The organism is Desmonostoc muscorum LEGE 12446 (assembly GCF_015207005.2).
Classification (GTDB): domain Bacteria; phylum Cyanobacteriota; class Cyanobacteriia; order Cyanobacteriales; family Nostocaceae; genus Nostoc; species Nostoc muscorum.
Genome location: NZ_JADEXS020000001.1, coordinates 6321640 through 6334590, shown reverse-complemented (window position 1 = coordinate 6334590; position 12951 = coordinate 6321640). Strand labels below are relative to the sequence as shown.

General features: G+C 37.0%; 9 protein-coding genes. All 9 read left to right on the top strand.

Going from position 1 to position 12951, the window contains the following annotated elements; all coding sequences use genetic code 11:
• Window positions 1-27: 27 nt before the first annotated feature.
• The 9 genes from IQ276_RS26670 to IQ276_RS26630 all read left to right on the top strand — a co-directional run bounded on the left by IQ276_RS26670 (window position 28) and on the right by IQ276_RS26630 (window position 12918).
• Window positions 28-801: a class I SAM-dependent methyltransferase gene (locus IQ276_RS26670; RefSeq protein ID WP_193918992.1), complete on the top strand. Its 774-nt coding sequence runs from the start codon at window positions 28-30 to the stop codon at window positions 799-801.
• A 99-nt stretch (window positions 802-900) separates the two neighbouring features.
• Entirely contained in the window at window positions 901-5010 is a 4110-nt protein-coding gene (locus IQ276_RS26665) for a non-ribosomal peptide synthetase (protein WP_235115998.1), read from the top strand.
• On the top strand, window positions 5010-6389 hold the full coding sequence (locus IQ276_RS26660; protein WP_193914888.1) for a cytochrome P450: 1380 nt from the start codon (window positions 5010-5012) through the stop codon (window positions 6387-6389). Before IQ276_RS26665 ends, IQ276_RS26660 begins: the two co-directional genes overlap by 1 nt.
• A 158-nt stretch (window positions 6390-6547) precedes the next feature.
• Window positions 6548-7957 carry a cytochrome P450 gene (locus tag IQ276_RS26655; RefSeq protein WP_193914890.1) on the top strand — a complete coding sequence of 470 codons (1410 nt, stop codon included), beginning with the start codon at window positions 6548-6550 and terminating at the stop codon, window positions 7955-7957.
• Window positions 7958-8053: 96 nt separating this feature from the next.
• Complete coding sequence (locus IQ276_RS26650) at window positions 8054-8941, top strand: SDR family NAD(P)-dependent oxidoreductase (protein ID WP_193914892.1); 888 nt, start codon at window positions 8054-8056, stop codon at window positions 8939-8941.
• A gap of 49 nt (window positions 8942-8990) precedes the next feature.
• A complete protein-coding gene (locus IQ276_RS26645) occupies window positions 8991-10007 on the top strand; it encodes a ferredoxin family protein (RefSeq protein WP_193914894.1) in 1017 nt (338 codons plus the stop codon).
• A gap of 23 nt (window positions 10008-10030) precedes the next feature.
• Window positions 10031-11404, top strand: coding sequence for an MATE family efflux transporter (locus IQ276_RS26640; RefSeq protein WP_193914896.1), 1374 nt, complete (start codon window positions 10031-10033; stop codon window positions 11402-11404).
• 108 nt (window positions 11405-11512) lie between these two features.
• Complete coding sequence (locus IQ276_RS26635) at window positions 11513-11737, top strand: MbtH family protein (RefSeq protein ID WP_193914899.1); 225 nt, start codon at window positions 11513-11515, stop codon at window positions 11735-11737.
• Window positions 11738-12033: 296 nt separating this feature from the next.
• A complete protein-coding gene (locus IQ276_RS26630; RefSeq protein WP_193914901.1) occupies window positions 12034-12918 on the top strand; it encodes an oxidoreductase in 885 nt (294 codons plus the stop codon).
• Window positions 12919-12951 lie beyond the last annotated feature (33 nt).

Here is a 12951-nt window from a genome sequence, read left to right as displayed (position 1 = left end):
CTTCATTGACAACAGGAAAAATAATCTATGTCTCTACTAAACACTCTTCCCAACTATGAAACCATCGCTCGGTTACAGAACGAATTCAAGAACACACCTGAAGAATTGCTAAAAGGTATAATACCTGCTTTAGACCAAATATTATTATCACAACTTCCTGCGGGAAGCCATATTCTTGAACTTGGTTGCGGTTCTGGATATTTAGCCCAACAGCTCAACATTAGAGAATATAAAGTTACTGGAATCGATGCTTCAGAAGCGCTGCTAAACTACGCTAGAAAAAACGCGCCTGAAAGCGAATTTATTCTTAGTGATATACGTCAATTGGATTTACCACCGATCTTTGATGCAGCTTTAGCAAACGATGTTCTTCATTTTATTCAAAGCAACGAAGATTTGAAAACGGTATTTAAAAACGTATATACTGCACTTAAAGATGGTGGCGTCTTTGTGTTCAATATACCAATAACAGATTGGTTACATGAAGCTGCTCAGAAAAACAACTTTAATATTATCAATATCAATGATGAATGCTCATTAATAGAATTATTCTATTACAAACCTGAAGAAAGGGTGTGGGAAATCAAAGTCACAGGATTTGAATTAATAGAGAAAAATTGGCAGCGTTCAGACACCATTTGGTTAAGAAAAGATCACTTTCTAGAAGAAGTTGAGTTCGCCTTAAAAGATGCTGGGTTCACAGAATTCAACTATTACAATACCAGAGACTTTGGAGAGAGCGAAGACATAGCTTGCTTTGTTTGTCAAAAAGCCTTCCTTAATACAGGGATTGAGGAGTAGGGAGTGGGAGAATAAAATTTTTCCTCTCTACGTGAAATTAAATATCTCTGACCTCATACAGAAAACGAGCCACAAAAACATTTTCATCACATATTAGCAATGGATAAACATCATACTAATTTATCGCCAGCCAAAAAAGCCCTCTTAGAAAAATGGAAAGGAGGTAAATTTCAGACTGATACTATTCCCAAACGTCAAATCTCTAACAAGATTCCCTTGTCTTTTTCACAACAAAGACTATGGTTTATTGACCAACTCTACCGCGGAAGTTCCTTCTACAATATTCCCATTGCTTTTCATATCAAAGGGAAGCTAAATATTACAGCGCTTCAGCAAAGTCTAAATGAAATCCTCAAGCGTCACGAAATTTGGCGCACAACATTTAGACTTGCAAATGGAGAGCCAGTACAGGAAATTACCCACGATTTAACTTGGGATTTACCCATCATTAATCTTGAGCATTTATCTGATAATAATTGGGAATCTGAGGTTAAAGAACTTGTAGCGAAGGAAGCAACAAAACCCTTTAATTTAGCTAAAGGACTTTTAGTCAGAGCAATTTTACTGCGCTTAAGTGAAGAAGAACACGTTTTGCTTGTGACCATGCATCACATTATCACCGATGGATGGTCTTGTGGTGTATTTTTGCGGGAGTTGTCAACGCTGTATGCAGCTTTCTCGACAAATCAGCCTTCCCCCTTACCCGAACTTCCAATTCAGTATGCAGATTTTGCAATTTGGCAACGCGATCGCATTCAAGGAGAATTCCTCGCAACCAAGTTAAAATATTGGAAGCAACAACTAAGCGGCGAGCTTCCTGTATTAGAATTACCCACAGACCGTCCGCGACCCACCGTCACAACTTTTGCAGGTGCCAAGCAATATTTTACACTTTCCGCAGCCTTAACTAATGCACTCAAACAATTAAGCCAGCGACAAGACGCCACTTTATTTATGAGCTTGCTGGCAGCTTTTAAACTATTATTATATCGCTACACAGACCAAGAAGATATCTTGATTGGTTCTCCCATTGCCAACCGTAACCGAGCCGAATTAGAAGGAATGTTGGGTTTATTTGTTAATACTTTAGTATTGCGTAATAACCTCAATGGTAATCCTAATTTCTGTGAACTTCTACATCGAGTCCGTCAAGTGACTCTCGATGCTTATGCACATCAAGACTTGCCTTTTGAAATGGTTGTAGAAGAATTGCAACCCGAACGCGACTTAAGCCGAAATCCCCTTTATGAAGTCATGTTCGTCCTGCAAAATACTCCAACCTCTGTCCAGGAAGTATCTGGATTAACCTTGCGTACTTTAGACTTTGATAGCGGTACATCTCAACTAGATATTTTCCTATCAATGTTTGAATCCCAAGAAGGGTTAACAGGATGTTTGGAGTACAATACAGATATTTTTGATGCAACAACCATTATTCAATTTATCAACAACTTCCAAACTTTATTAGAAAATATCGTTGCTAATCCAGAGCAGCGTATTTGTGAGTTATCACTACTAACTGTTGCAAAACAAGAAGAATTATTATTTAAGTTTAATCAAACTAGTGGAGAGTATAAAAATTTCTCTCTCGAACAACTATTTGAACAACAAGTTGAACTAACGCCTGATTCTATAGCGTTAATTCATCAGTCTGAGCAACTCACTTATCGTCAACTTAACCATAAAGCTAATCAGCTTGCAAATTATTTACAAAAACAGGGTGTAACAAAAGAAACGCTCGTTGCTATATGTCTCGAACGTTCCATAGACATGGTGGTGGGAATTTTAGCTATTCTCAAAGCTGGCGGCGCATACATTCCCCTCGATCCCAGTTATCCAGTTGAACGTTTAAATTTTATGCTCTCGGATTCTCAAGCATCGATATTAATTAGTCATCAAGAAATATTAGAAAAACTATCATTATCTTTGCCTGAAATTGTTTGCTTGGATATTCACAAAGACAAAATTATTCAACAAAGTCCAGAAAACCCCGTTAACAGTTCAAAACCTGATAATCTCGCTTATATCATCTACACTTCTGGCTCAACTGGAACACCTAAAGGCGTTCTTGGTACCCATCGCGGTACAGTAAATGGCTTACACTGGCTATGGAAAACTTATCCTTTCACCCCAGAAGAAGTTTGTTGCCAGAAAACAGCGATTAGTTTTGTAGATTCCGTTTGGGAAATTTTTGCTCCTTTACTTCAAGGAATTCCTACAGTAATTATTAACAATGCAACTCTACTAGACCCACAACTATTTATAGAAGCTTTAGCATATCATAAAGTTACTCGTATTATACTTGTACCTTCATTACTACGTTTACTCATAAATAATTATCATCATCTGACTCAGAAATTATCACAACTAAAACTGTGGATAACTAGCGGCGAAGCACTATCCGTTAACTTAGCTAAAACTTTCCGAGAATTAATGCCATTTGCAAAACTAATCAACCTTTACGGTTCATCGGAAGTTTCTGCCAACGCTACTTACTACGACACCAGTTTATTACAAGACCAAGCAAACACTGTTCCTATAGGTCGTCCTATCGACAATACTCAAATCTATGTCTTGAATCGCAATTTACAACCAATACCTGTAGGAGTTATGGGCGAACTTTATATTGGTGGTGATAGCTTAGCAAGAGGATATTTAAATCGTCCAGAATTAACTCAGGAAACATTTATCGATAACCCCTTTATCTCAGAAACAAAGCTTTATAAAACAGGCGATTTAGTGCGTTATCTCAATGATGGAAATCTGGAATATTTGGGTCGTCATGATGAACAAGTAAAAATCAGAGGTTTTCGAGTTGAATTGAGTGAAATTGGTACTTTTATTACACAACACCCAGATGTACAAGATTCTATTGTAATTGTGGTTAATGATGCTGAAGAAAATCAACGTTTGATTGCATATATTGTCACAGAAAAAGAGCATATAGCTACAGAACTATTGCTATATTTGCAACAGAAACTGCCTAATTATATGCTACCAACTGCATTTGTAGTATTGGATGCACTGCCACTTACACCTAATGGCAAAGTAGACAAGCGTTCTCTTCCCACAGATGAAGTTATTCGAGTAAATACTACTAAAACCTTAATAAGTCCTCGGAATTTTACAGAATTATCATTAGTAAAACTTTGGGAAAATCTTCTAAATACTAGCCCTATCGGGGTAACAGATAACTTTTTTAACTTGGGTGGTCACTCATTTTTAGCTGTACGCTTAATGGCTCAAATTCAAGACAGATTTGGCCATAATCTCGCTCTATCAACTCTTTTTGAAAATCCGACAATTGAGAAACTAGCTGCAATTGTCAGTCAGCCATTCCGCGAGAGTTCTAATTCTCCTGTGGTAGCAATTAACTCTTCTGGCTCCAAGATACCTTTCTTTTGTATACATGGCGCTGGCGGAGGTATTAATCACTATATTAATTTATCCAGAAGACTTGGTGAAGATTATCCATTTTATGCTTTAGAACATAACCCTGATGAAGAAGAACCTGAAATTCTATCAGTAGAAAAAACAGCAAACTATTACCTGCAACAAATTCGTAAAATACAGCCAAATGGCCCTTATCTTTTAGGTGGTCATTGTTACGGCGGTGTACTTGCTTTTGAAATTGCACAGCAATTACAAAGACAGGGTGAAACAGTAGATTTGTTAGTTGTAATCGATGCCATACTTTCAGAAACACGCATTGAATCTACAAAAGATGACGATGCAAAGTTTTTACTCCGCATGGCTGAATCAATAAAAACCGATAATAATATAGATTTTTCACTTTCTTTTGAGGAACTTCGAGATTTATCACTCAACGACCAACTTGATTTGATTAATCAAAAAGTAAACTTCATCTTTAGCGATACAGAGATTAAAGATTTTCTCAGTTATTACAATCTTTTCAAGGCTCATGTCCAAGCGATGCGAGATTATGTACCCCTCGTTTACCCTGATTCTATAACTCTTTTTCGAGCCAAGGAAGAGATTATTCATGATTTTGAAAGTCCGGAATTTCATACTGATGATCCCTTACTGGGTTGGGGTAAATGTTCTCGTCAACTTATTAAAGTTATGGAAGTTCCTGGAGATCATTTTTCAATTTTCATTGAACCTCATATTCAGGAATTAGCTAAAAATTTGAGAAATTGTATCGATAATGCTGTATGCAATCTAAATAATGGGAGTAAAACAAACTAATGAAACTACCCCCAGTAATAAAAACACCATTCTGGCTGTTAGGTCTACAATTCGAGTTTAATCCTTTTGGCTATTTGGATGGTATTTCCCAACGTTATGGGGATATCGTTACTATAATGTCTGGCTCTACACCAATTGTTTACATCAGCAATCCTTTAGGCATAAAAGAGATTTTTACAAATACCAAAGAAATTATAGCTAGGGGTGCATTGAATGAAGAGTTTGCCTTTATCACAGGAAATCAAGGACTTCTGCAACTTGATGGTTTAATTCACAAAAATCGGCGTAAACTCTTAATGCAAGCTTTTCATGGAGCGCGGATGCAAGCGTGTGGGCGAGGTATCTGTGAACTCACAGAAAAGATGATGAATAAACAAGTGGTTGGAAAACCTTTTGTTGCATACCCAGTCATTGAAGATATTACTTTTCAAGTGGGTATAGAACGGGTAATTGGTTTGCATCAAGGAGAGCGCTATGAGAAAATTAAACATTTATTTGCATGTTTACTTAAACTCGATAGACAATCTCTGATAGTTAAAATTCTTAGCAAGATTTTCTTAGAAAAAGATTTAGGTCGATGGAGTCCACAAGGGTATGTCCTTAACCTACGACGAGAACTTTTCCAACTACTATCTACTGAGGTCAAAGAACGTCGCCAGCAAGCAGATTTTTCACACACTGATATACTTGGCGATCTAATATTTGCTCGTGATGAAACAGGCGAAACATTAAGCGATGAAGAAGTACGCGACCTTTTATTATCACCTATATTTGCATCTGGTGACGCCTCCGGAACTGCTATTAGTTGGTCTTTGTATTGGATTCATCGTTTAAAAAATGTTCGAGAAAAATTACTCGAAGAACTTGATAGTCTTGGTCAAAATCCAGACCCTATGAGCATTGTTGCACTACCGTACTTAAGTGCTGTATGTAATGAAATTTTGCGAATTTACCCAACTCAATTGTTTACATTTCCCAGGTTGGTAGAATCGACCGTTGAAATCATGGGCTACGAACTGCATCCCGGTACAATACTTATTGGTAATATTTATTCAACCCATCAGCGTGAAGATTTATATCCAAATCCAAAAGAATTTCAGCCAGAACGCTTTTTAGAAAAACAATTTTCTCCCTACGATTTTTTGCCATTTGGCGGCGGTTCTCGTGTCTGTATTGGTGCGAATTTTGCTTTATTTGAAATGAAACTTATATTAGCAACTATTCTTTCACACTATCAATTAGAGTTAGTCACTCACCACCCAGAACGTCCTAAATTTGCAGGTTTGATTTGTTCACCTGCAAGTGGCGTGAAGATGGTTATGCATAGTCGCTGTCAAGATCGAGGACAGTCGCAACCATTAGCTGCTGGTTTAGTTTAGCCTCTAGATTTGATTTTTCACTCCGTCATATTGATATATACAGCGGATTTCAACTTACTCAAGTACACATCCCAAATTTCAAAACTCTGACTAAAGTCTGTTTTACTTCTGAATTCTTAATTCTGACTGCTGAATAATCATAGGATTAAACAAGATTTATGACACTACCTCCTGGACCTAAAACACCCTTATGGCTACTACGTCAGCAACTCGATAACAACCCGCTTGACTGTTTAGATGCTATTTACAAACGCTATGGCGACATTGTAACTATAACGTCTGGTTCGACACCAATAGTTTATGTCAGCAATCCCTCAGGAATAAAGCAGTATTTAACTAATACTAAAGAAATTACAATCTCTACTATTCCCCCAGGAGATTCCCCAATTTCAGTCGGACAAATGGGACAGCAAGGAATCCTTCATATTGATGGTTTAGTTCACAAACATCGCCGTTCTATCTTGATGAAGGCTTACCACGGAGAGCGGATGAATGCTAGTGGAAAAACTATTTGTGAAATCACCAAAAAAATCATTAATCAACAGGCGATATCTGCGGCGGGCTACGCCTACCCTAAAACTTTCATTGCCAATGAAATCTTATCAAAAATTACCTTGCAAGTAGCTATAGAGGTTGTGATTGGATTACGAGAAGGAGAGCGTTATGAAAAAATAAAACATTTATATACCTCTTGCATGAAATATGAAAAATCTACTCTGTTTAATATCATAAAAAAATTGCCTTTTACACAATTGGATTTAGGGCGATTAAGTCCGTGGGGATACCATAAGTATCTTCTAAAAGAAATTTTTCAATTTTTATACGATGAAGTTAAAGAACGTCGCAAGCAAGCAGATCCTTCATGTAGTGATATGCTCTCTGATCTGATATTTGCTTGTGATGAAACAGGTGAACCATTAAGCGATGAAGAAGTGCGCGATCTCCTGTTTTTGCCTATATCAGCAAGTAATAATGGTGCAACAGATTCGCTTACTTGGTTATTATACTGGGTCCATCGTTTAACAGATGTTCGGGAGCAACTGCTTGAGGAACTTGATAGCCTTGGTGAAAATCCAGATCCTCTGAGGATTGTCGCATTACCCTACCTTAATGCTGTTTGTCACGAAACTTTACGAATTTACCCAAGTTCGATGTTCTCGCTGCCAAGGGTGGTAATGTCCCCAGTGGAAATCATGGGGTATGAGTTAATTCCAGGTACAGTACTCTTTACCAATATTTATTCAACACATCAACGTGAAGATGTGTACCCAGAGCCGAAAGAATTTAAGCCAGAGCGCTTTCTAGAAAAAAAATTCTCTCCCTATGAATTTATCCCCTTCGGTGGTGGCGCTCGTAGTTGTATTGCAGGGTCTTTTTCTATCTTTCAAATGAAGCTTGTGTTAGCAACAATTCTTTCAAACTATAAATTAACGCTGGTTAACAAGCGACCAGAACGACAAAAGCATTCCAACGATCAATGTTACGCCGAGAGTGGCGTGAAGATGGTTATGCATGGTCGGCGTCAGCATCAAGAAAAGTCGCAGCCACTTGTTTCTGACTTGGTTTAGCTCTTGAATTTAGTTTTTTATTCAGCTGACATACGCCATATTTCTAAATTTAACTTTTCGGGCATAAAAATACATTTTTTCTGGGAGGAAATAGGTATGAATCAGAGTCATAAAGGCGCAGTTGTCATTACAGGAACATCCACAGGTTTAGGTCGAGCGACTGCGCTTTCACTCGCTAAGCAAGGGTATAACGTTTTTGCTGGAGTCCGCACTGAGAAAGATGCACAGTCACTAAAGCAAGCTGCATCTGGTAATTTAACTCCAATTATTATGGATATCACAAAAGCCCAAGAAATTAAATCTGCTACCGAATTTGTCTCGCTAGCAGTTGGCGATGCAGGCTTATTCGCCTTAATTAATAACGCAGTTGTCGCCGTAGATGGCCCTTTAGAATGTATTCCAATAGATGATATTAGATTTAATTTTGAAGTCAATGTTGTTGGTCAAATTGCTGTTACACAAGCATTCTTACCATTAATTAGAAAAGCAAAAGGTCGCATTATTAATATCAGTGCAATTTGTGGCAGATTAGCTCTACCTTATAGAAGTCTTTTATCTGCTTCCAAATTTGCGATCGAATCAATTACAGATTCTTTACGAATGGAATTACATTCTAGTGGAATTGAGGTAATTTCTATTTTACCAGCAGGAATAATAACCCCAGAACAGGCTGATAAAGTAGAAGCTAGTTATCAACAAACATTAGCGAATATGTCGCCAGAAGTTAAAGCAATATATGGCAAAAATTACAAAATATATATGGAAGGTGCAGTAGGAGACAATCGCACCGCAGGTTTACCACCTGAAAAAGTGGCAAATACAATTTTGGAGGCTTTGGAAGCTCGTAAACCTAAAAGACAATATTTTGTCGTGCAATCATCATGGTATCTTACCCTGTATGCGTTGTATAAAAGATTAGTGCCGCACCAATACTTTTATGACAATTTTTATCAGGATATGCGGAAAGGAATGGGATTAGATTAATAATTGCTATTTCTTTTTTTAAATACTAGTTAGAGCAAATATAGTAAATATGCCAACTCAGCATACTCACGAAATTCTGCCAAGAGAATGTCGTTTTTGTTCCTTGGTTTCTAAAGCTAATGGAGAAGACCTAATTGGGACAGCAGGTACTTGTGAACATTGGTTGATTATGGAAGTTCCACAACCTTGGCCGCAAGAAATATTTCAAGAAAATCCAACTATCAAGTCAGTAATCGGTTTATTCCAAAAGTTAATTTCTCAGTATGAGGTTAATTTAAAACCGATGCTAATTGCTCCTGACCGTGAGTATTCTCATCCCGGCTTTACCCGCGTTTTCTACTATTACCGCCCTGCAAAACTGTTTTCTCAATTTGAGAAACAAGAGTTTATTGTTCCAGAAAGTAAAACCCCTGCTTTGTTGACAGCAATATTTCAGCAGTTAATGCAACAATCCAACGATTTATCGCAATTTCAACAATATCAACAACAAACAAGTGAAATTCGTGAATTGATGGTTTGCACCCATGCTCAAGTTGACCTTGCTTGTGGCAGATTTGGGACTCCCATATATCGACAATTACGTAAAGAATATGCTCCTGCTTCTAATGGAAAATTACGAGTCTGGCAAACAACTCACTTTGGTGGTCATCAGTTTGCCCCGACGTTAGTTGATTTACCCCAAGGTTGTTTGTGGGGACATTTAGAGCCAGATGTATTGGATTTATTAGTGCAAGAAAATGGCTCAGTTTCTCGTTTGCTTCAATACTACCGAGGATGGACTGGTTTAAGCAAATTTGAGCAAATTGCTGAACGCGAAATTTGGATGCAGTCTGGTTGGAGTTGGCTAAATTATTTGAAAGCAGGCAAAATACTGGCGATGGAAAAGGATGGTGAATGGGCAGAAGTTCAGATTGATTTTGCACTTCGAGATGGCAGTACATCAGGTACTTATGAAGCCAGAGTAGAAGTTTGCAGCGAGGTCATGACTGCATTTAACTCAACAAAAGAGATGGAGTTAGAAGCAGTGAAGCAGTATCGCGTTAGCCGTTTGGTCAATGTTCAATAAACAGTAAATCCGAAAACTAAAAAATGACCTCGCAAAAACAATCTCAAATCACTAATGAAATCCTTGAAGGTAATCTTATTAAGTTGATGTTCAAGTTATCAATTCCTAGTACCCTGGGGATATTGATGCTGAGTTTAAATACTTTTATTGATGCTTTATTTGCAGGGAGATTTATTGGTGAAAATGCTTTGGCTGGTATCTCACTTGCAATGCCACTTGTAGGTATAATAAATGGATTTGCTTTATCTATTGGGGTGGGTTCTGCTTCTGTTCTCAGTCGAGCTATTGGTTCTGGAGATATCAAAACTCAGTCCAAAATATTTGGCAATTTAATAGTGATGAGTATTGTTATTTCATTGTTCATCACAATTATTGGTTATTGTTTTGGTGAAGAATTAATTTTATTAATGGGTGGAAGTGGTGAAGTTGCTTTAGAAGGCACAAAATATTTTAAGATTTATGTACTAGGCTCGGTATTTTTGATACTAGCAGAAGCTTGCAGTCAGGTCATAAAATCAGAAGGACAGATTAGGTTAACCTCAATATTTGATTGGCTTTTTGTTTTTGTTAATATTGGATTAAATTATGTGTTTATTAGTGTATTTCATTCGGGAACTCAAGGAATTGCTCTTGCTACAGTTATGGCAATGGTTGTTTATAGCATTGCCAACTTAGCGTATTTTATTTTTGGTAAAAGTTCTATTTCAGTTAATTTTAAAAAAATAGCGATCGCCATAGACTTAATTCGCGCAATTTTATCAGTTGGAATATCAGAATTATTTTATCCATTTGCCATATTAGTTCAAGAATTTGTAGTTTTTAATTTAATTTCTGACTACGGAACAAGTAGTGATATTGCTTTCTTCGGAGCAACAGGCAAAGTCTCTTCATTTGTATTTATTCCCATCATTGGTTTTGCCCAAGCATTACAACCTATAATTGGCATGAACTATGGCGCACAAAATCATGAAAGGATCAAAAAAGCATACTTAACTTTTGCAATTATTGGAACTTTTTTATCAATATTAATTTGGTTGCCTTTACAATTATTTCCAAGGACGTTTTTAGGTATAATTCTTCCAGATGTTAATTTTACCGATAATGATCTAATAAATTTTATAATTTTGACTATTTTAATACCGATATGGCCTTTAGCATACTTTAGCAATACTCTTTTTCTATCTATAGGCAAAGGTAAAACTGTGTTATTAGTAATTGTATTAAGAAGCATAATCTTAACTGTACCATTGGTACTATTGTTTTCCAGAATCTCAGGTGTCAGGGGCATATATTATGGAATGCTTGTTGCAGATGTTTTATTTATGATAATTGTATTTTTATTAACATTTTTAGAATTTCAATTTTTAAGTTCTCTCAAAGTTGAAGCAACCAAATAGGTAAATCTAAAACCACTAATCAAATTTTGACGTACCAGTTATTAAGGTTAATGAACTGGATTTTTACCAAAGTGCAAAGTTTAATTAATTCAAATCAACAGGTTAGTTATGTATCAAGACGACAAAGAAGACACAACAATTTACAAAGTTGTAGTTAATCATGAAGAACAATATTCTATTTGGCCATCTGACCGCGAAAACCCTATTGGTTGGAAGGATGTTGGAAAAGATGGTTTGAAGCAAGAATGTTTGAATTACATCAAAGAAGTCTGGACTGATATGAGACCGCTTAGCCTCCGGAAAAAGATGCAGGAAACATCTGGCAACATTTAGTAAGCAGATGTGCGTTTAAAGAAGAATTCAGAATTCAGAAGTCATACCGTTTCACTTTAATTATGATACAAATACGTTGGTAGGGGCACGGCATTGCCGTGCCCCTACGCGAAATCTATATGTATCAGGGTTTTAGTGAAATGGTATCAGAAGGAAAAATTAGAGAATTAAGAGCCAAAACTAATTCTTTTGGTTTGGTGTTTCACCGTTTATTCATACGCTAGTCACACAGGATTAAAAATTTAATTCTGGCTACTGACTCCTGAATTGTTTTTTGTTAAAAATGGAGATTTTTTATGGTAACATTCTCAATTAATAAAACACGAGTATGGTTTATTACTGGTAGTTCAAAAGGCTTGGGTCGAGCATTAGCAGAAACACTGCTTGAGTCGGGTGAAACTGTAGTGCTAACTGCAAGGAATCCACAGTTAATAGAAGATTTAGCAGCAAGTTTTCCAGAACATACATTGGCGGTGCAACTTGATGTCACCAAACCTGAAGAGGTACGGGAAGCAGTAAAACACGCAATTGCGAAATTTGGACGCATTGATGTACTTGTTAATAATGCTGGATATGGAATTTTAGGGGCTATAGAAGAAGTCAGCAATGAAGAAGTTCGCCGTCAGTTTGAAACAAACTTTTTTGGTGTCTTAGAAGTCCTACGGACAGTACTACCTTGTATGCGACAGCAAGGCAGTGGACACATCATTAATATTTCATCAGTGGGTGGATTTGTGGGCTATGCTGGTACGGGAATTTATAATGGTACTAAATTTGCGGTAGAAGGAATTTCCGAAGCATTAGCTCAGGAAGTTACACCCCTTGGTATCAAAATCACAATAGTCGAACCTGGTGCATTTCGTACAGATTTTGTTACGCGTTCTCTTGTTATCGCTGATATCGAAATCAATGACTATGAACCAGTGATTGGTGAGATGCGTAAAGGTGCGCGGGATATCTTAGATCAGAAATTGGAATTTCAAGAACCAGGCGATCCTAAGAAAGCGGCTTTGGCAATAATTCAAGCAGTTGATAGCGATAATCCACCACTGAGATTGGTGTTAGGAGAAGATGCAATTTATGCCATTAATACTAAACTGGAGTTGGTGAAAGCAGAACTAGATGCTTGGAAAGAAGTATCTGTAAATACTGCGTTTGATGAAGTTGTAGTAGCCAAATAGTGGTATTTTTTTGGTTGCTACAGCGGTTTTCAA